The sequence below is a fragment of the Parabacteroides vesiculifaciens genome, from assembly GCF_049860805.1.
Lineage (GTDB): Bacteria > Bacteroidota > Bacteroidia > Bacteroidales > Tannerellaceae > Parabacteroides.
In genome coordinates this window covers 2,671,744-2,691,395 of the sequence record NZ_CP187555.1, presented here as the reverse complement: position 1 = coordinate 2,691,395, position 19,652 = coordinate 2,671,744, and the positions used below count along the sequence as shown (strand labels likewise).

Annotated in this window: 14 protein-coding genes and 1 tRNA gene; 6 read left to right on the top strand and 9 right to left on the bottom strand. The window is 43.8% G+C overall.

Annotation, left to right across the window (positions count from 1 at the left end; genetic code table 11):
• Nucleotide 1: 1 nt before the first annotated feature.
• From ACPYIV_RS11020 to ACPYIV_RS11005, 4 genes are all read right to left on the bottom strand, one after another.
• Nucleotides 2-229: a carboxypeptidase-like regulatory domain-containing protein gene (locus tag ACPYIV_RS11020; protein ID WP_425882993.1), complete on the bottom strand. Its 228-nt coding sequence runs from the start codon at nucleotides 227-229 to the stop codon at nucleotides 2-4.
• A 640-nt stretch (nucleotides 230-869) separates the two neighbouring features.
• The gene (locus ACPYIV_RS11015) at nucleotides 870-1,286 is read right to left on the bottom strand and encodes a hypothetical protein (RefSeq protein WP_293740887.1); all 417 of its coding nucleotides are present in this window, start codon (nucleotides 1,284-1,286) and stop codon (nucleotides 870-872) included.
• Nucleotides 1,287-1,377: 91 nt separating this feature from the next.
• Nucleotides 1,378-3,285, bottom strand: coding sequence for a RagB/SusD family nutrient uptake outer membrane protein (locus ACPYIV_RS11010; protein ID WP_425882991.1), 1,908 nt, complete (start codon nucleotides 3,283-3,285; stop codon nucleotides 1,378-1,380).
• 12 nt (nucleotides 3,286-3,297) lie between these two features.
• Nucleotides 3,298-6,333 (bottom strand): SusC/RagA family TonB-linked outer membrane protein, encoded by a 3,036-nt coding sequence (locus tag ACPYIV_RS11005; RefSeq protein WP_425882989.1) that lies wholly within the window; start codon nucleotides 6,331-6,333, stop codon nucleotides 3,298-3,300.
• A 537-nt stretch (nucleotides 6,334-6,870) separates the two neighbouring features.
• Here ACPYIV_RS11005 and ACPYIV_RS11000 point away from each other — a divergent pair.
• Nucleotides 6,871-7,206 (top strand): helix-turn-helix domain-containing protein, encoded by a 336-nt coding sequence (locus ACPYIV_RS11000; protein ID WP_293740884.1) that lies wholly within the window; start codon nucleotides 6,871-6,873, stop codon nucleotides 7,204-7,206.
• A 10-nt stretch (nucleotides 7,207-7,216) separates the two neighbouring features.
• Here the strand turns inward: ACPYIV_RS11000 and ACPYIV_RS10995 are convergent.
• Both ACPYIV_RS10995 and ACPYIV_RS10990 read right to left on the bottom strand, forming a co-directional pair.
• Nucleotides 7,217-7,289: transfer RNA gene (locus ACPYIV_RS10995), tRNA-Trp, on the bottom strand.
• Nucleotides 7,290-7,733: 444 nt separating this feature from the next.
• Nucleotides 7,734-7,946, bottom strand: coding sequence for a hypothetical protein (locus ACPYIV_RS10990; RefSeq protein WP_425882986.1), 213 nt, complete (start codon nucleotides 7,944-7,946; stop codon nucleotides 7,734-7,736).
• A 137-nt stretch (nucleotides 7,947-8,083) separates the two neighbouring features.
• Here ACPYIV_RS10990 and ACPYIV_RS10985 point away from each other — a divergent pair, with 137 nt between their 5' ends.
• Entirely contained in the window at nucleotides 8,084-9,586 is a 1,503-nt protein-coding gene (locus tag ACPYIV_RS10985; RefSeq protein WP_293740882.1) for a glutamine synthetase family protein, read from the top strand.
• A 107-nt stretch (nucleotides 9,587-9,693) separates the two neighbouring features.
• On the opposite strand, the gene ACPYIV_RS10980 is transcribed toward ACPYIV_RS10985, so the two are convergent.
• The 3 genes from ACPYIV_RS10980 to nhaD all read right to left on the bottom strand — a co-directional run bounded on the left by ACPYIV_RS10980 (nucleotide 9,694) and on the right by nhaD (nucleotide 12,504).
• Nucleotides 9,694-10,269 (bottom strand): uracil-DNA glycosylase family protein, encoded by a 576-nt coding sequence (locus tag ACPYIV_RS10980; protein ID WP_425882984.1) that lies wholly within the window; start codon nucleotides 10,267-10,269, stop codon nucleotides 9,694-9,696.
• Nucleotide 10,270: 1 nt separating this feature from the next.
• Nucleotides 10,271-10,903, bottom strand: coding sequence for a hypothetical protein (locus ACPYIV_RS10975; protein WP_293731826.1), 633 nt, complete (start codon nucleotides 10,901-10,903; stop codon nucleotides 10,271-10,273).
• Between the two features lie 170 nt (nucleotides 10,904-11,073).
• The gene (nhaD, locus tag ACPYIV_RS10970) at nucleotides 11,074-12,504 is read right to left on the bottom strand and encodes a sodium:proton antiporter NhaD (protein ID WP_293740880.1); all 1,431 of its coding nucleotides are present in this window, start codon (nucleotides 12,502-12,504) and stop codon (nucleotides 11,074-11,076) included.
• A 346-nt stretch (nucleotides 12,505-12,850) separates the two neighbouring features.
• Between nhaD and ACPYIV_RS10965 the strand changes: the two genes are divergently transcribed.
• The 4 genes from ACPYIV_RS10965 (at nucleotide 12,851) to ACPYIV_RS10950 (ending at nucleotide 19,548) form a co-directional block, all read left to right on the top strand.
• Nucleotides 12,851-14,734, top strand: a complete 1,884-nt coding sequence (locus tag ACPYIV_RS10965) for an ABC-F family ATP-binding cassette domain-containing protein (RefSeq protein ID WP_425882982.1) — start codon at nucleotides 12,851-12,853, stop codon at nucleotides 14,732-14,734.
• Nucleotides 14,735-14,764: 30 nt separating this feature from the next.
• On the top strand, nucleotides 14,765-15,940 hold the full coding sequence (locus ACPYIV_RS10960) for an MFS transporter (protein ID WP_293740879.1): 1,176 nt from the start codon (nucleotides 14,765-14,767) through the stop codon (nucleotides 15,938-15,940).
• Nucleotides 15,941-16,044: 104 nt separating this feature from the next.
• Entirely contained in the window at nucleotides 16,045-18,363 is a 2,319-nt protein-coding gene (locus ACPYIV_RS10955) for a hypothetical protein (RefSeq protein ID WP_425882979.1), read from the top strand.
• 6 nt (nucleotides 18,364-18,369) lie between these two features.
• Nucleotides 18,370-19,548 carry a DUF4221 family protein gene (locus ACPYIV_RS10950; RefSeq protein ID WP_293731830.1) on the top strand — a complete coding sequence of 393 codons (1,179 nt, stop codon included), beginning with the start codon at nucleotides 18,370-18,372 and terminating at the stop codon, nucleotides 19,546-19,548.
• Nucleotides 19,549-19,652: the final 104 nt, after the last annotated feature.

The following is a 19,652-nucleotide window of genomic DNA, read 5'->3' as shown; positions in this document are numbered from 1 at the left end:
ATTATACGTTGGAGGGTACCTCCAACGTATAATTACCGTCAATGTCGGTAATTATACCGATTGTAGTCCCTTTTACTGATACGTTAACACCGATTAAAGGTTCACCGGTCGCATCCACTACGGTACCTTTTATAGTTTTTTGCTGTGCAAATGCCGTAGCTGTAAACATGACACAAAGCAGAAAAATGCTAAGCGTCCTGACAAAATGGTTTAAAGAATATCTTTCCATGTTTTAGAGATATTAAATGAATATAAGGTTAAAAACATTAATGGATAATGATTTATCCGTTTTGTGAATAGATGAATTGAGCTATGTTTTCATAGGCGATAACTGTTTAATTAGACGTATGTATGTAAATAATAATTGCATTGACGAATTTTTACTTGGCTGCATGTTATTTAACTTTTCAGGTTAACACTGAGTTTTTTATGGAGATGTTTCCGTAAAGAAACACAAGCCCTGTTAACATTTTTGAACTTGTTCCGGGAGCAAAAGTGGACAAAAATGAGATTGAATCAAAATAAATGTATAAAAATGTTTGGGCGTGTAATTGTTTATTGCGTTTTGTAATTTAGAAGAGGCTGTCTGTAAAGATGTAATATGTGGATAATTAGAAAGTTGTCATTTTATAAGAAAAGTATATATGTGCAAAATGTAATAATGACACTGATTGTAGTTTAGTATATAAAATAGCTGGTTTCTTTTTATGGTATGGTTTATATTTAGGTTTTAAGGTTTTTCTGTATGATTTTTTCATTTATCAAGCCTCTTATCCAAATCTCAATATATTTGATTTTGAACAAGAGGCTCGATTGTCTATTAATATAATATGTATTATACTATATGATACGTAGTCTAAAATGATATTTTAAAAAGTAATATTGACACTACCTACAGTATATTCACTCCAAACTCCATTGCATTTTGCACGGCAAACGATATGAGTGGTCATATTGCTTGTTTTAAAAATTACAAGAATTTCGTTGTTACCACGATAATATATTTTCTCTACGTTTGATTCTGGTTGTACATGCCATTCATATTCTGTAGCTCCGGAGCAAATCCCTGTAAAACTGTATGAGTGGTCAGCGGTACTTTCTCTATAGTACTTGATAGCAGGTGCACCTAAGCTTGATGGACATATATAACCAGATACAGGTGTGTTATTGTCACATGGTGTTGAAGTCATTGGTACTATATTTTCTGTTTTATTAACAGAGAGTGACTGTCCTATTGTATAATTTGATGTAAGTAGTACAAAAAGTATTACAATTATTAGTTTCATTGTACTGATAATATTTTAAAGTGTAAGATTAATATTTGATTTTATAGTTTGAAAAGAAATCGTCTCCGTCTAAAACGGAGACGATTTCTTACTATTTCATGCCGGGATTTTGTTCCAGCAGTTCGTTACGATTGATTTCGTTGCGTGAGATCGGTGCAAAATACATCTTATTATCCCATTTACGGTTTTCACGGAATTTCAAACTTTGAATATAGTAGTGGTAATCCCATGTTTCTTCGTTGTGGATATATGGCTTATTGGCTGTTTTACCCGGTTTCAATCTGGCAAAAACAAGTACACCTGTCAATTCTTTGTTGTTTGTTTCCGGTGCAATCATCCAACGGCGAACGTCGAAGTAGCGGTGTCCTTCGTAGGCAAACTCAACACGGCGTTCGTGGCGTGTGAATTCACGCATATCTGCTTGGTTGAATGATTTACCTTGTGCAGTCAAAGCTTCTTTTGTCGGTTTTAGGTCGATACGTCCGCGGATTGCATCCAGATATTTGGTAGCCTCTTCTAACTCGTTCAACTCAACGCAAGCTTCTGCTGCGACCAAATACATTTCGGCTAAGCGAAGGAATGTCCAAGGTACATTTTGCGGATAGTTTTGTCCATCGACAGTCGGATCGATCAACTTACGTTCATAATAACCGGTCCAAGAACCGTTCCAATCTTCGATCGGGCCTTTGCGGGTATCAATACCGTTCATCCCTTTGAATTTGACTGTATTGCCGTTCGGAAGGGTCAGTTCGATGTTGGCATCGCCGTCTGTTACTTCATAGTAACCACATTGCAAGCGGCCTAATGGTGTCGGGTCCAAACCTTTTGCATCTGCCGGACGCGGACGTCCCCATTCGTTTCCATCTGTACCTACAGTCGCGTAGAAGCGAGGTTCGCGACCGTTGTACGGGTTGCCTAACTGGTAGTCGCCTGTCTTGGTCATACCGGTTCCGAGGGTGCCGTCTTCATATTCGAATGCCATAACCAAGTCTTGTGTCGGTGTCATACCTGACCAGTTGTGGTAACCGTTCGGGCCGTGTTGTAGAGGAAGCTGGTTCCGATCAACACCATCCATTGACAATTGACCAAATTGGCGAGTCCAGATCTGTTCACTGTTGTTGGTGGTCATGATCTTATTCCATTTATTGGCTCTTTCTGTATTGATACCACCTTGACAATTAACTAAAGCGAATAAACCGGAGTTTATTACTTCATCGGCTGCGGCTTTTGCTTGACGGTAAAGTTCCGTTCGGTCTCCGTCATACTGGTTACAAGCCAGTGTGTTTATGGTGCGATCTGCATACAATGGGCTTGCCACGTGTAGCAGTATTCTTGCTTTCAATGCGGTTGCCGCATACTTGGTTGCACGGCCGAGATCTGCATCCGAAACGGTTTCTGGCAAATTTTCTTCTGCTGCTTTACAGTCAGACAGGATCAGTTCCAAACATTCTTTGATCGTGTTTCGAGGTTGCTTCATGGCTTCTACATCGTTCATATCTCCAACCACATCCGTTACTAAAGGAACACCTCCAAAACCTCTCAGAAGTTCGGCATACAACCACGCACGAAGAAAATGGGCTTCACCCTTTAATTGATTCAAATCATAGTTGTCGTCATGCGGTACATTTCCGATGTTTTTGATAATCAGGTTTGCATATCGTATGCCTTTGTATCGATGTGACCATTTGAATGGGCAATTGTCATTATCATACCATTGCAAGTCGCTTTCCGAAACATTCGCTTCGTTGACGGCGATTTGTCCGTAATTATGTGTAAAGTAGGCATCGTCGGTCAAGCCGTCCGTCGTATGCTCTTTTGCTCCGTCTTTTATATACGTATATACACGATTAACAAGTGCTTCTGTCAATCCGGCGGAAGTGAACACTTCTTCTTCTTCATACTCATTGGAGGGTGAAATATCCATAAAGTCCGAACATGAACTTAGCGATATGGTTGACCCGAGAGCCAAAGCAATTAATATCTTATTAATATTTTTCATAATGTCTTAAATTTAGAATGTGATTGTTGCACCGAAGTTTACCACGCGTCTTTGTGGATATTCACGACCTGTATCATTTGCTTCCGGGTCTTGAACTTTTACACCGTCAATCGTGAATAAGTTTGTCGCGTTAGCATAAATACGCAAATTGGAAATACCGGCCTTTTGTATGCCCGGAAGGTTGAATGTATAACCTATTTCCAAATTTTTCAAGCGTAAATAATCCGTGTTTTTCAAATAATAGGTGTTTCTGTTGGATACCCAATATTCATTTTCACGGTTGAATATGCGTGGATGAACACTGCTCGGGTTTTCCGGTGTCCAACGGTTTTCATATGTTTCTTTGTAGAAGTTTCCTGCTTCACCGGCACGTTCACGCCAAACATACGTTTCACCGCCGACAGCTCCTTGGAACAACATCATGAAATCGAAGTTATTCCAATTGGCTCCTAATGTGATACCGGCTACAAATTTCGGCTCTGAATTTTTCTTGCTGCGGACTCTGTCGTCTGCATCGATCTTTCCGTCTCCGTTTACATCTTTGAATTTGATATCTCCAGGACGAGCGCCGCTCCATTTCGCTTTTGTTGCGTCTACTTCTGCTTGATCTTTGAATACACCGTCATATACATAATAAAGATCTGTGTTTGCCAAGTGCCCTGTCGATTGTTGATATTCCGGAACACCGGGAACTTCATCCCAATACAAGATCTTGTTCTTTGCGTAGGTCATATTGATTGACGCATTGTAATTAACTTTACCGGCGCGGTCTTGCCAACTAATCAATGATTCGAAACCACGGTTACACATTTCACCTAAGTTCTCACGTGGCAAGGTGATACCGGAAGTTTCAGGCAGAGATGCGTTTCGATAGATCAACATATTGGTACGCTTGTGATAAAATGCATCGGTTTCCCATGATAAACGGTTCTGCAAAAACTTAAAGTCTAAACCAACGTTGTAAGTTGTTCCAACTTCCCAAGTAATATTGGGGTTCGGAGTACGGGTTGGTTCCAAATAGGGAGCATAAGAGTTTCCATATAAGTAATACCCCGCAAATTTGTATGTGTTCAAATACTGTATTGAGCGATCCAGGTTACCATTTGTGTCAACAAGAGCGTCATTTCCCGTTTGTGAGATAGAACCGCGTAGTTTGAAATAATCGATAAAACGTACATTCTCTTTCCACCATCCTTCTTCGGAAACACGCCAAGCAGCTGAAACTCCGGGGAAGAATCCGTATCGTTTGTTTGTAGGGAAGCGATAAGAACCATCTGCGCGCCAAACAAATTCAACCAAGTAGCGTTCCAGATAATTGTAAGATACGCGTCCGAAATAGTTCAGACGGGCTTCTTTCCATGAATTTCCCGAATTGGTCATTTCACTGACACCACCCAAGTCCATGTCTTCTTTGGAAGAAGACAGGAAGTACTTACGGAAAGCTTTCACGAAATTCTGATCTCTTTTCTCTGCTTCAAGACCTACGGTAACACCAATGGTATGGTCACCGAATGTACGGTTATAGTTGGCTACCGCATTTGCCATCCAGAAAGTCTGATCCGTACGTTCTTCTGTTAATTCAGGTGTTGCCGGACCTTTTTGACCTGCTGATAGTTTGTGCTCTTCATTGCCATCCCAGGAATAAAGCATATAAGGAGTTTTGAAATAGTGGCGGTTTTTGAAGTATTTATCGTATGTTCCGCTACCTGTCAATGTTAAACCTTCCACACCCGGAATTTTGATGTTGATCTTCAATGTATTTTGCAAGTAGTAGTCTTTTTGGTTATCCTTACCGGTTGCATCTGTACCCATAACTACCGGATTGTGGCCATATTCGATATCCGGACCCGGTTCACCTGAAGGCCAATAACCCGTTTGATTCGGTTTCGAACGAACTAATGCGCTGAAGATATCGGTCGCTCCGTAAGTCGGATAGTGACGGATTTCCATACGGGAAATAGTTCCATAGGAAAGATCGATGTATTGGTTGATTTTAGCATCGATATTAGCACGAATGCTATATTGGTCATAGCGGTTGGCAGATTTTTTATAAATACCGTCTTCGCCGTTAGCAGCTAAATTCAGATAGAATTTAAACTTGTCGGAACCTCCGCTGATGCTGACATCGTGGCGGTAGATAGGAGAAACGTTTTTGATTGCTTCGTCATACCAGTTGGTGTTGGGATGTCCCCAAGGATCTTGTCCGTTGCGGAAAAGTTCGAGGTCTTCTGCCGTGTATTTCGGGGAACCACCAGCGTTTGTACTGATTTCGTTCAGTAAAACAGAATATTCGTAAGCGTCGCAAACTTCCGGTAAGCGTGTGGGAGATGCAAACCCCATATTGCCGGTATAGGTGATAGTAGGTTTCCCTTCTTTACCTCTTTTGGTTGTTACCAAAACTACACCGTTTGCAGCACGTGAACCGTAGATGGCTGCGGCTGCATCTTTCAATACGGAGATGGATTCGATTTCATTGGGGTTGATACGGTCCAAACCTCCGGCACGTCCCGGCACGCCGTCAATAACGATCAGCGGGTCTTTGCTTCCCAAAGAGTTTGTACCACGGATACGGATGGTTGTTCCGCCGCCTCCCGGTTCGTCTGAACGTTGGAAACCGATCACACCTGGCATACGGCCAACCATACCATTGGTAAGGTTGGTTGTCGGAGAGGCTTTCAGTTCTTCACCTTTCAAAGTGGCGACAGCACCAGTAAGAGATGCTTTTTTCTGAACGCCGTAACCCACGACTACAACTTCGTCGATATTCTGGGTGTCTTCGTTTAATGTTTGATCCACTACGCTTTGGCTGCCAATAGGAATTTCAGCAGTTTTATAGCCGATAAAAGAGAATACAAGTGTCCCTTTTGCAGGAACTTCCAATGAGTATTTACCATCGACGTCGGTGATCGTACCGATAGTCGTACCTTTTACAGATACGTTTACGCCGATAAGCGGTTCGCCTGTTGCATCGACAACTGTACCTTTGATAGGTTTTTGTTGTGCAAAAACAACTGTTGTACATAGTACAAAAAGTAATAAGGTTAACATTCGGAAGAGGTTGTTTATGATACCGCTTCGTTTAGAATGTGTTTTCAAAGAAGAGTCTTTCATGTTCTTTCTTTATTAAATGAATATAAGGTTAAAAAAACAATAAGGATATTGCTATCCGATTTAAAAAATTAGAATTAGACTTTTGCTATATCATAGGCAATTGGGATTAAGTTGAACATATATTTTAGAAAATTTAATTGCTGCTTGTTGGAAAATATTACAATAAGGTGGTGGTTGCTAAAAGTAATTAAGCCGTTTTTCGATGATTGTACCACAAACCGTACAGCTGATAAATTCAGCAATACAACTTTTCTTTTGTGTTTGAATGACTATTGGTCTCATAATGAATTCTTTTTAAGTTAACAAACTATTGAAAGAAAGGCCTTTTACTTAAAGTAAACACATCCCTTGTTAATAGTTTTAAATTATATCTGCGGCAAAGATATTGCAAAATGTTATATATGCAAAAATAATTGCAATAAAATATTGCGCGATACACTTATTTTGTTTTAAGACAATCGCTAATTTGGTTATATGAACGGTATATTAGATAATATAGATACAATTCGAAGAAACAAAGGCTATTCGCAAGAGTATATTGCTGCACAGATCGGAATGAAACAAGCTGGCTTCAGTCTGATTATGTCAGGAGAACGGGAATTGAAGTATAATACTTTATTGCAAATTGCAAAGGTGCTGCAGGTCTCTGTAATAGATATTATAACATTTCCGGATAAATATGTCCCTTCTAAAGGAAATGATATGTCGACCGAAGCTGTTCTGCAAATAAAATTGAACAGCGATAAAAAAGACCAGATATTAAATATTGTGTTTGGAGAGCAGATTGCAGAGTTGCTGAAATCAAGATGATTTCCATTTGCACGGAAGGAGAGGCTCGAACTCCCGACACCTGGTTTTGGAGACCAGTGCTCTACCGACTGAGCTACTTCCGTGTTTGCGGGTGCAAAGGTAAGAGAATATTTTGAATAAACAAATTTCTTATTCCCAATTTTCAATTTTAAGGTTTGGAATGCGATTTAAGTGCCCGATATTAGCAGTGACCATAACGAGTTTATTTTGGAGAGCTGTGGCTCCTATGAGGATATCAAAATCATCAATTCGTAGTCCCTTGCATTCAAGGCTGGCCTTAATTTGCCCATAAGATTTTAGATTAGGGAAAATAGGTAGCACATCAAATTGCTGTAAAAACATTTGTTACATCATCCATATTCTGTCGCTTTCCTCCTTTGGCAGCACCATAAAATAGTTCTGCGATAGATATTTCAGAAATAAAACAGTTTTGAATACCTGCCCATTATATGCTGGCGAACTCTTCCTTTGTTCTTGAACATAGAGATAAGAACATTTGTGTCAAGTAGATATTTTTCATGTTGTATTTACCAAGATTCTACTTTTCGAGTGAATGTACGTGGAAGATTATCATCCCAATCTCCTTTGTAACAAGCGAAAGGGTCAACAGCAACTTTTTTTTCTTTCTTTGTCTTTCTGAGAGATTCGGAAAGTTTGCTGATTAAATCAAGTTTTTCGTCTGCAGTGAGGGAGGATAGAACACTCATATACATATCCGTTATGCTAATCTCTTTTACCATAAACTTTATTTTTATTGTCAGCCTTTACAAAGATAAGAAAGATAAATCGAATATAAAAGGTTTTCCTTGTTTTGTATATTGGGAATGTTTTGAATATATTTGTGAACATTGAGTAATCTTAAACAATCAACAAAGACATGAAAGACGAATTAGACATGAATGCCAACCTCTTGGTTGAGTTTCTCCAAAAGCCATCTTCCGAATTTACAAAGGCGGATATCGTATCGTATATTAAGAATAAGAATATCCGGATGGTGAATTTTATGTATCCTGCCGGTGACGGGCGTTTGAAAACATTGAATTTTGTTATTAACAATGCAGCCTATCTGGACGCAATCCTGACTTGCGGGGAGCGTGTGGACGGTTCCAGCCTATTCTCGTTTATCGAGGCGGGTAGCAGTGACTTGTATGTGATTCCGCGTTTCCGTACGGCGTTTATCGATCCGTTTTCAGAATTGCCGACATTGAGTATGCTGTGCTCGTTCTTTAATAAGGATGGGGAACCGCTGGAAAGTTCGCCTGAATATACATTGCATAAGGCAAGCAAGGCTTTTACGGATGTGACCGGTATGGAGTTCGAGGCGATGGGAGAGTTGGAATATTATGTGATTGCGGAAGAGGAAGAATTATTCCCGGCAACCGATCAGCGTGGTTATCATGAATCGGGGCCTTATGCCAAATTCAATCAGTTCCGTACGCAGTGTATGCAATACATCGCACAAGCGGGAGGACAGATAAAATACGGACATTCGGAAGTCGGTAATTTTACATTGAATGGTAAAATCTATGAACAGAATGAGATCGAGTTCCTGCCGACACGGGTGGAAGATGCTGCCGACCAGTTGATGATCGCTAAATGGGTGATCCGTAATCTGGCATACGAATATGGATTAAATATAACGTTTGCCCCGAAGATAACGGCGGGAAAAGCGGGTTCCGGCCTGCATATACATATGCGTATTATGAAGGATGGCAAGAACCGGATGCTGCAGGATGGCGTTTTGTCGGAAACAGCCCGTAAAGCGATTGCGGGTATGATGAAGCTGGCTCCGTCTATTACGGCTTTCGGTAATACGAATCCGACCTCCTATTTCCGTCTGGTTCCTCACCAGGAGGCTCCGACGAATATTTGTTGGGGCGATCGTAACCGTTCCGTATTGGTGCGCGTCCCGTTAGGATGGGCTGCCAAGAAGGATATGTGTTCGCTTGCAAATCCGTTGGAGGCAGATAGCCACTATGATACGGCACAGAAGCAGACGGTCGAGATGCGTTCACCGGACGGATCGGCTGATTTATATCAGTTGCTGGCGGGACTGGCGGTTGCTTGCCGGTATGGATTTGAAATCCCGGATGCTTTGGATGTGGCAGAAAAGACGTATGTGAACGTGAATATTCATCAGGAAGAAAACAAGGCGCGTCTGGAAACATTGGATCAGTTGCCGGATAGCTGTGCCGCTTCAGCCAAACGCCTGCAACAGCAGAGGGCGGTATTCGAACAGCATAATGTCTTTAGTCCGAGTATGATCGATGGTATCATTAAGAAACTGGAAAGTTATAATGACACGACATTGCGTGAAGACCTGAAAAATGATCCGGAAGGAATGCTTGAATTGGTAAACCGGTATTTTCATTGCGGGTAAATGATGATTTACCGTAGGGGCGGGGTTTTACTCCGCCCGATGTAAAGAATGTCCACCTTGCCTGGATTCAATGGGCAGAGCAAAGCCCTGCCCCTACGAAACAACCATTACACCATTCTTAAATCCTCGAACATCCGTTTATACACTGCTGCCTTTTCCTCCAAAGGCTTGGGATAAGCACGTGAGGAAGAGGGCATACGGTAGAGGCGGAAAATGCGGCCTGACAGGATGAAACGGGAGTAGGAGCCGACTTTGGGCTCTTCTACCGGAGGGAGCATGGTTATTAGTGTGTCCATCGCCTTTTGTCCCGTTACGACAATTGCTTCACATTCCGGGATTTTTGCCAATACTTCAACCGGGTTCAGCGGGGTGACAACCTGTAGGAAGTTGTCGGATGCATTGTTCTTAAGGCGGATAATCTCCACGGCGGTATCACCGATTCCGATCCCTTTTTCCCGGCAGAAGGCTTTTGCTTTCTCTTCGCTGAAAGCCTTTTTAGTCTCTAAGAAATATTCTTTATCCTTATAAAAGATTAATCCGAGTATCCGCCACATGTCGTTTTGGATATTCGGATAATAGAAATTCATCGACCAGCGGGTGCGCGGAGGCGGGAAACTGCCTAACATCAATAACTTCGTGTTTTCCGGAAGGAAGAATCCTAAAGGATGCTGCTCTACAACCATATTATTTGTCTTCTTTCCTCTTTCTTTTGGCATCCTCTTTTGCCATCAGTACGACGTTATACACGAAGTCGGTCATCCATTCTTCCGAATAGCCGAGCGTCTCTTTGTATTTCCGTATTCTCCAGGCAACTTTCTGCACACCGACATCTTTCCATTCCGAGCGGGTTACGATTTCGTGGATGGTCTTCTGTGTCTGCGAATATAACAGCTTTTTTACCAACATGGAGAAGCGGAACTTCCATTGCATCAGGTTGTCAAGCAGGGAGAACAGGTCGTTGTTGAACCCCTGGTACATGATGAAATAAGATTTGATGTCGTTTTGCGTCTTGCAGTTCTTTTTAATGGAAGCGTCGATTTCCTTAAAGAAGTTTTCGTTCAGTCCGTATTCCTGTATCAGGATTTTACGGGAACGGGATTTTTCGGCAATACCCAACTTGTTGTTCTGCGTCGGAATCTTCAACATTCGTTTGAACAACGCCATATCGTTCAGTATGTTGAGGTTGGTGATACCTAACTGCACAGCCATAACCGCCTGGTAGTACACGCGGATGAGCGTAACGAACTCCTCGACGGAGCCTTTCGATACGACTTCTGTTTCTTCTTTCTTTTTAAATAGTTTAGAAATGATATTCATTTGTATGTTCGTTATGATAATTGGGGGACAAATATACTAAAACTTGTCCCGTCGACAGAAATTCTTTCTACTCAATTCGCTCAATCGTCATTTCCGGGAATGTTTCCGTGAACCAAGGCAGCGGGCTGTCATCCGAATTTTTGATGAGATCCCATGATGAATATTCGAACCTATATGTCTAAGATCATATTTTGCAGGATATAGACAGTTGCCCCCGACAAATAGCCTGCCAAAGCAAGCGGCGAGATTCTTTTCAGATACCAGATGAAGTTAATACCTTCCAATCCCATCACGACGACTCCGGCTGCCGACCCGATGATCAGCATACTGCCGCCCACACCTGCACAGTAGGCAAGGAATTGCCAGAACACGCCGTCTTGTACGAAATGGGCTATATAAACCGGATCGGCAGCCGTCGCAACCATCGCATCCGAGGCAACCGGATACATGCCGATGGCTCCGGCAACGAGCGGAACGTTATCGACAATGGCAGAGAGCGTTCCAATAATCAGGTTGACGGCATAAACGTTGCCGATCGTATCGTCCAACCAGATGGAAAAACTGCCCAAAACTCCGCTACAGCGCAGCGCATCCACAGCCAGCAAGATACCGAGGAAGAACATCAGGGTAGCCCCGTCGATGCGGCTGACAACTTTTGATAAACGGAGTTTAAGGTCTTCGTTGATGGGTGTCCGCCGGTACATCAATTCAGTGAATACCCACAAGATCCCGACTCCCATCAAAATCCCCATAAACGGGGGCAGATGCGTGATTGTTTTAAATACCGGAACGAACAACAGGCAGAATACGCCGATACAAAGGATCGCCAGTTTCTCGTTTGCTTTCAATACCTTTAATAATAGGTTGTCCCGGTTTTCCTCGAAAGCGTTGGGCGGTGTAACTTTCCCGTGCAAATAGCGGGATATGATCAGTACCGGAACCAATGCTGATACGAGGCTCGGCAGGAATAGATGCGGGATCGTTGCCGAAGTCGAGATATTCCCTCTTACCCACAGCATGATCGTCGTTACGTCGCCGATGGGCGACCAAGCCCCGCCGCTATTGGCGGCAATCACGATGATGCTGCCGAAAATCCAGCGTTCTTTGTAGTTACCGATCAGTTTCCGGATCAACATAACCATCACGATAGATGTAGTCAGGTTATCCAGGACAGCCGACATGAAGAATGTGATCGTGGCAATGACGAACAATAGTTTCCGTTTGCTGTTGGTGGTGATACGGTTGGTGATAAACATGAATCCTCCGTGGGAATCGACCAACTCCACGGTGATCATCGCCCCGATCAGGAAAATCAGAGTTTCCGCTATCTCGCCGATACTGTCCAGTATCTGGTGGTCGATGACAAAGCGGATGCACTGGTCTGCGTAGGGCAGATCCTTCATAAACGGAAATGCATCTAAAAAAAGTTTAAATTCCTCAGCCGAAGCGGTCGGGATAAATTGTGGAGAGCCCAATGTATATAAAACCCAAAGGATTGTTCCGGTCAGGAGTGCTGTTCCCGCTTTATTGATTTTTAGCGGATGTTCCAGAGCAATAAGCAAATATCCGACCAGGAACACGATGATCATTGTTGTCAACATAGTATGTTTATTAAATTTGATTCAACGTGACAAAATTAAGAATTTATTATGAGAGAAACACCTTTGTTAAGGTGATTGTTTAGATTTGTCCGGCATATATGTTTGAATCGTCGCAGGGCAACCGGAGTTTCCATGCAGGGAAGTTGCTCCGCGGATGCTTATGTAATTTGTTTTCGACAACGTCGAGAATATAAACGACAATGTCGGGAATATACACGACAACGTCGAAAATATGCACGACATTGGCGAAGACAAATTAGACTGGCATGAATTATACAAAATAATACCATCCGCCGTGCCTGATCTTTTTGTATCTTTGTCCTGCATTTAAAGCAGATATGAATATATGATAAGCTATTTACAAATAGACAAGCTGACTAAAAGCTTCGGCGATTTGGTTTTATTCGAAGATATCACTTTCGGAATCGCGCAGGGGCAGAAAGTCGGGCTGATAGCCAAGAATGGTACGGGGAAAACAACTTTACTGAATATTATAGCCGGAAAAGAAGAGTATGACAGCGGTGCGGTTGTGTTTCGTAACGACTTGCGGGTAGGCTATCTGGAGCAGACGCCGCATTATCCGGATGGCCTGACTGTTTTGCAGGCGTGTTTCTATTCGCCGAACAAGACGGTGCGTTTGATCGCCGAATACGAACAGGCGATGGCGAGCGGCGATCATTCCAACCTCGAAGATATCCTGCTCAGGATGGATAATCTGAAAGCGTGGGATTATGAACAGCGTGCCAAGCAGATTTTGGGGCAGTTGAAGATCCGGAACTTCGACCAAAAGGTGGAAACGCTTTCCGGCGGCCAGCTGAAACGGGTGGCTTTGGCAAACGTGTTGATCACCGACCCTGAATTGATTATTCTTGACGAGCCGACCAACCACCTGGACCTGGAAATGACCGAATGGTTGGAAGGATACCTTTCTCGCGCGAACATTAGTATTTTGATGGTGACGCACGACCGTTATTTCCTGGATCGCGTCTGCAGCGAGATTATCGAGATAGACCGGAAACAGATTTACCAGTATAAGGGGAATTACAGCTATTATCTGGAAAAGCGCCAGGAACGTATGGATGCGTTAAATGCTGAGGTGGACCGCGCCAGCAACCTGCTCCGTAAGGAGCTCGACTGGATGCGCCGTCAGCCGCAGGCGCGCGGGACAAAAGCGAAATACAGGATCGATGCTTTCTACGAACTCGAAAAGAAAGCCAAACAGCAGCATGAAGCCGGAAGCGTCAATCTGGATGTGAAGGCTTCGTATATCGGATCGAAGATTTTCGAGGCGGAACATGTCTCGAAGCGTTTCGGCGATCTGAAGATCGTGGAAGATTTCAACTATATATTCGCCCGTTACGAGAAGATGGGGATTGTCGGGAATAACGGAACGGGAAAGTCCACTTTTATCAAGATGTTGATGGGGGAAGTGGAACCCGATAGCGGCCGTTTTGATGTGGGCGAGACGGTCCGCTTCGGTTATTACAGCCAGGACGGCCTCCAGTTTGACGAACAGATGAAGGTGATCGATGTGGTACAGAATATCGCCGAATATGTCGATCTGGGTGACGGAAAGAAGATGGGGGTTTCACAGTTCCTGAACTATTTCCTTTTCGCTCCGGAGAAACAGCATAGTTATGTCTACAAGTTGAGCGGGGGGGAGAAACGCCGATTGTATCTCTGTACGGTCCTGATGCGTAGCCCGAACTTCCTTGTGCTGGACGAGCCGACGAACGATCTGGATATCGTCACGCTGAATGTGTTGGAAGAATATCTGCGTAATTTCAAGGGATGTGCGATTGTTGTGTCGCATGACCGTTATTTTATGGATAAGGTGGTCGATCATCTGTTGGTGTTCCGCGGCAATGCCGATATAAAGGATTTTCCGGGCAACTACACGCAATACCGCGATTGGAAAGAGGAGCTGGATCGGCAGGAAAAAGAGGCTGAAGCGGCGCGCCAGGCAAAAATGGCTCCCGTCGTGGAGAAAACGTCGCGTCCCGAAAAGGAACAGAAAAAGAAACTGACTTTTAAGGAACGTAAGGAGTTTGAAGCGCTCGAGATCGAAATCCCGCAACTCGAAGCCGAAAAAGCCGAGTTGGAAACGGCCATGAGCAGCGGTACATTAAGCAACGACGAGCTGCTGGCCAAATCCGAACGGATCGCAAAAGTAATTGAAGAAATAGACGAAAAAACAATGCGCTGGCTGGAGTTAAGTGAGCTGGCGTAAGTAAATGAAAATTTATCTGAAATCTGTAAAATGGAGGATCGCAGACCTATATTGTGGAACCGGAATTTTGTGCAATGTTGCATTTCCTATTTCCTGATGAACTTCTCCTTCTATATGCTGATGCCGACGATGCCGGTCTATCTCGTGGAAGTTCTGGGAATCGATACGGCAAATGTGGGGATCGCGTTGTCCAGTTATACGATCGGACTGCTCTGCGTCCGTCCTTTTTCGGGTTTTCTGGTGGATTGCTTCTCGCGTAAGCCGTTATATCTTTTTGCCTTTTTTGTTTTTGCTTTCATGTTCGGCGGGTATCTGATTGCCACGACCATGCTGACTATTATGGCTGTCCGTTTCATACAGGGCGGCTTTATGGGGCTGACTTCGGTTGCCGGCAATACGATTGCCATCGATGTGATCCCTTCTTCCCGGCGTGGCGAGGGAATGGGGTTTTACGGACTGACGATCAACTTAGCCATGTCGCTGGCTCCGTTGGCGGCAGTTGCCATTTATGGGAAAGGAGGGTTTCATCCGGTTGTCTCGATAGGATGGGTGGCGGCTTTTATCGGAGTCGGTTCTGTCTGCCTGATCCGTTATCCGAAGCGGGAAAAGGTTCCGCGTCCGCATTTTTCCCTCGACCGCTTTATCCTGGTGAAGGCATTGCCGGCGGCGCTTGCCTATATCCTGGTTGCGATTCCTTATGGGATGATTACCTCTTTTGTCGTTCTGTACGGGAAGGAAATAGAGGTGGCCGATCCGGGCTACTTCTTTATTTATATGGCGATCGGGGTGGGAACGTCGCGCCTGATATCCGGGCGGTTGGTCGATCATGGGAAAATCCATTGGGTGTCGGTCTGCTCTTCCGTCTGCTTGTTGGTGACATTTGCCGTGTTTGCGACTGTCCACCAGCCTTGGGTTTTCTTTGCCTGCGCCCTGATGATCGGCATCGGGTACGGAGTGGGAGTTCCGGCTTTCCAATGCCTCTTTGTCAATGTCGCTCCGCACAATATGCGCGGCACGGCAACCTCTACTTATCTGACTTCTTTTGATTTGGGAGTCGGTATCGGAATGCTTTCGGCCGGTTTTATCGCTTCCTATGCCGGGCTGGCTGTGGCTTATGGAGTTGGAGCCGGTTGTTGCCTGGCTTCGCTCGGCGTTTATCTGCGTTGGGTTAAGCCATCGTATGAGAAGCATAAATTATTAATCTGATAAAAGTTTATATTATGAAAACAAATTGCGGCCAAATACTTCAGGATGCTTTCGCCCTATTCATGCAAATGAATTATGAAAAGGCCAGTCAAAATATCGGCTGTATGAAAAACATTCTGTTAATCCTTTTTTTACTGACATATACCTGTTTGCCGTGCTTTTGCCAGCAAGTGGTTGATGAGGCGTGGGTCGCTTCTATCAATAAAGAATATGCCGGTTTTCCTTCCGAACTTATCTATCTCCAAACCAGTAAGGGCATTTATGAGACAGGTGAAGACCTTTGGTTCAAAGCCTATCAGTTGAATGCGCAGTCTTTCGCTATGTCCGGTCAGAGCCGGACCTTGTATCTGCAAATGATAAATAGTAAGGATAGCGTAGTTTGGCAAGAAAAATACCCGGTGGAAAACGGTATGGCATTAGGCCACGTTTATATAAATGAGAAACTGGCCGAGGGCGATTATTTCCTGGAAGCCTATACCCGCCACTCCTTCCACAAGGATACGACAGGCATTATTTCTTCCCGTAAATTAAGGGTTGTCAAAAATATTGCCCATGACAACCAACAAACGGAGAGTGTTAAGAAAGACAGTTTGCGGTTTACTGTTTTTCCGGAGGGGGGGAACTTGGTTTCGGGATTGCCTTCCCGTGTGGCATTTAAAGCTACAGATGGCAGAGGCTATCCGGTAGAGGTGAAGGGGCTTTTATATGAAGGCAATACCCCTGTCGTCCGGTTTGCAAGTAGTCATGACGGAATGGGTGCTTTCTTCTTTACTCCTGATTCGGAGAAGAAATACCATATAGCGTTGGATAATGGTACAGATTATTCTTTACCGGAGATTTATATTCAAGGAATGACGTTGCGTTTGTTTAAACAAAGCAAGAAGTATCTGGAGTTTTTTATTTCGCAAACGGAGGGAGCACCTGCTCAGGAGGTCTGCCTGTTAGGGCAAATCCGTGGAATGGTTTGTTGCGTAGCAAAGGGGATATTGAAGGACCGGGTAAAAATAAAAATTCCCCTAAGTGAGTTTCTTTATCAGGGGATCGCAGAGTTTACCTTATTTAATGGCAGTATGCAACCGGTTGCCGAGAGGTTGGTTTATGTGAATCCGGAAAAGAAGTTACGGGTAAATATTGAACCGGATAAGAAAACATATGCCATTCGTGAAAAAGCGACTTTAAAAATAAAGGTCACGGATGAGGGCGGAGCGCCGGTAAAAGCGAATCTCGGCATCAGCGTATTTGATAAGGCGTATATCAACCCCGCAGATCCTGTGGATATACTGGCGTATTGTTATCTATCCTCCCAGATACGGGGAAAGGTTCATAATCCGCTTTATTATTTCGACGATAAGAATAAAGATCGTATGCAGGCAATGGATTTATTGTTGCTGACTCAGGGTTGGAGGCGGTATGTCTGGAATATGGAAAATGCCCCTGATCGGGAGAATCTGTTTTTGTCCGATAAGATAATAGGTATGCAATCTATCGGCAGCAAGAAAAAAGGAAAAAGAGCGCAGGGGACGGAACAGCTTATCCAGATATCCGGGGCAGACGGTAATTCAATGTATGTATGGGCCGATTCAGCCGGTTTTTTCACTGTTGGTACGGATATGTTGAAAGAGCTTCGGGGCGGTTATGTGTATTTGAAACCGATGTTATCGAAAGAACTTAAACCTAAACTTGAAATAGAAGATTATTTCTCTCAAATCGATAGTATAAGGAAAAAGAAAAATAGATATTACCCGCTTATCGATCTATCCCAGTCAGTAAAAGAAACGATTCTCGATATGCCGGTCGTAAGTAATGACAGTACGATCTTGCTGGATGAGGTTGTGGTTACCCGCAAGGCGCGTAGACCTTTCAGGGATAAGTTCATGGGACGTTTAGACAGTTTGGCACAGATGGATATAGATATGCCCTGGGTTTGTCCGGAAGGACATTTGGAAAATTATAAAGATGGGTATACGGTACATCATGATCCTCGTTATTGTCCTAATGCATATATCGTTCCTCTGGAAAAACGAAGTAAACCCGTAGAGGGGAAAGCTTATCGGATTATTAAACCCAAATATTTCGATGGAGGGAAATGGTTTATTGTGGAAGATGAACAAACTGTTATTTATCATGGCCCTATTTATTCGGAAGAGGAGCTCCTTCGCCGGAACAATCTTTGGCGTACAAAAGGCTACTACGCTGCCCGCGAATTTTATAAGCCGGACGAAATAGATATGCAATTGTCGACACCCGATGCCCGCAATACTTTGTTATGGGAACCTTCTGTGATAACGGATGAGAAAGGAGAAGCAGAGGTTTCTTTCTATTGCTCCGATATCAATACCGGTTTTACCGGAGTGGCGGAAGGGGTGGATGGAACAGGACTGCTTGGTTCCGGTAAGTGCGAATTCAGAGTGATAAGAAAATAGAATGATATGAAAAGTTGTTATTGTTATTTGTTGGCATTGCTGTTGTTGGCAGCTTGTTCCGGCAACGGGAAAAGTGTGAAGAACGAGTTCAGGGGGAAGTTAACGGCTACCAAACAACTGGTGGAAACGGGTGAAAAGAGATTCCGGCTCGATACGGATACGAAAGTTAAACCTCCTTATATCCAGGTTTGCACCGATGAGGCGGGCGATTGTTTACTGACCTTTCTGAACAACCGGAAGAATGCGATCTATTTCTACCGCTATTCGGATACGACTTATCTTAAGCAGATCGCATTTGAACGCGAAGGAGCCGACGCGATCATGAGTGCGGGCGCTTATTATATCAAAAGCCCGGATTCGATCTACGTGTTCAACCGTCCGTTGATCGAGATCGCTTTGGCGGACAGTAGCGGTCGTGTGCATAACCGTGTTACTTTGTTGGATAAGGAAGATAAAGAATGGGCGTTGCATAACCCGCAATATATGTTTTCTCCTGTCGTACCGTTGATGTTGATCGATAATCATTTGATTTTGCCCGGTATGTCTCCTTTCCCGGAAAATTTGGCGGACAGGGAAAATTTCCGTTTTACCGCCTGTATCGATCTGGCGACTAACAAGACGGAATACCACCATCTTTATCCGGAAGAACTGTTCGGCAACGGCTACAATTGGGGTGGCGACCTGATTCTGCAACCTTATCCGGCTATCAGCCCCGAAGGAAAGATGGTTCATAGCTTCACCTGCTCGCATGACCTTTATATTTCGGATTGGAATACTGATGCCGAGGCAAAAGTCTATGGTGGCGGTAATGCTGCCGGGACGATCCGCTCTATCGACCATGAAGCGAAGCGTACGCCGGACGAACTTGTTTATGCTTGCTTTTTGGAGCAGGATTTATACGCTGCTCTCCTTTACGACCCGTTCCGCAAAGTCTATTACCGCTATTTGCAACGTGGACTGCCTGATGCGGATATGAAAACTCCTATTGATCGAAAACCGTTGACCATTATCGTGATGGACGATCAATTCCGTTATCTGGGCGAGACGGAAATCGGTACGGGGCAGGAATGGAACTGGACGAATTCTTTTGTTACCGCCGAAGGTTTGAATATTGAGCATATCGGTGTCGAACCCGAAGATGACGATTATCTGACTTTCGGGTTGTTTAATCTGAAAGACCTGTAGCAGGGAATAAGAATCGGGCGCAAAGGGTGACAAACGGGGTAAACTGGCTTTAATAGATTGTGTTTATGTGATTATCGATTAGATCTATTAACGAGTGGTATTGT

What these genes read in the sequence shown, in the direction of transcription:
- ACPYIV_RS11020 (WP_425882993.1), bottom strand. Translation starts at nt 229, where the DNA reads ATGGAAAGATATTCTTTAAACCATTTTGTCAGGACGCTTAGCATTTTT.
- ACPYIV_RS11015 (WP_293740887.1), bottom strand. Translation starts at nt 1,286, where the DNA reads ATGAAACTAATAATTGTAATACTTTTTGTACTACTTACATCAAATTAT.
- ACPYIV_RS11010 (WP_425882991.1), bottom strand. Translation starts at nt 3,285, where the DNA reads ATGAAAAATATTAATAAGATATTAATTGCTTTGGCTCTCGGGTCAACC.
- ACPYIV_RS11005 (WP_425882989.1), bottom strand. Translation starts at nt 6,333, where the DNA reads ATGTTAACCTTATTACTTTTTGTACTATGTACAACAGTTGTTTTTGCA.
- ACPYIV_RS11000 (WP_293740884.1), top strand. Translation starts at nt 6,871, where the DNA reads ATGAACGGTATATTAGATAATATAGATACAATTCGAAGAAACAAAGGC.
- ACPYIV_RS10990 (WP_425882986.1), bottom strand. Translation starts at nt 7,946, where the DNA reads ATGGTAAAAGAGATTAGCATAACGGATATGTATATGAGTGTTCTATCC.
- ACPYIV_RS10985 (WP_293740882.1), top strand. Translation starts at nt 8,084, where the DNA reads ATGAAAGACGAATTAGACATGAATGCCAACCTCTTGGTTGAGTTTCTC.
- ACPYIV_RS10980 (WP_425882984.1), bottom strand. Translation starts at nt 10,269, where the DNA reads ATGGTTGTAGAGCAGCATCCTTTAGGATTCTTCCTTCCGGAAAACACG.
- ACPYIV_RS10975 (WP_293731826.1), bottom strand. Translation starts at nt 10,903, where the DNA reads ATGAATATCATTTCTAAACTATTTAAAAAGAAAGAAGAAACAGAAGTC.
- nhaD (WP_293740880.1), bottom strand. Translation starts at nt 12,504, where the DNA reads ATGTTGACAACAATGATCATCGTGTTCCTGGTCGGATATTTGCTTATT.
- ACPYIV_RS10965 (WP_425882982.1), top strand. Translation starts at nt 12,851, where the DNA reads ATGATAAGCTATTTACAAATAGACAAGCTGACTAAAAGCTTCGGCGAT.
- ACPYIV_RS10960 (WP_293740879.1), top strand. Translation starts at nt 14,765, where the DNA reads ATGGAGGATCGCAGACCTATATTGTGGAACCGGAATTTTGTGCAATGT.
- ACPYIV_RS10955 (WP_425882979.1), top strand. Translation starts at nt 16,045, where the DNA reads ATGAAAAACATTCTGTTAATCCTTTTTTTACTGACATATACCTGTTTG.
- ACPYIV_RS10950 (WP_293731830.1), top strand. Translation starts at nt 18,370, where the DNA reads ATGAAAAGTTGTTATTGTTATTTGTTGGCATTGCTGTTGTTGGCAGCT.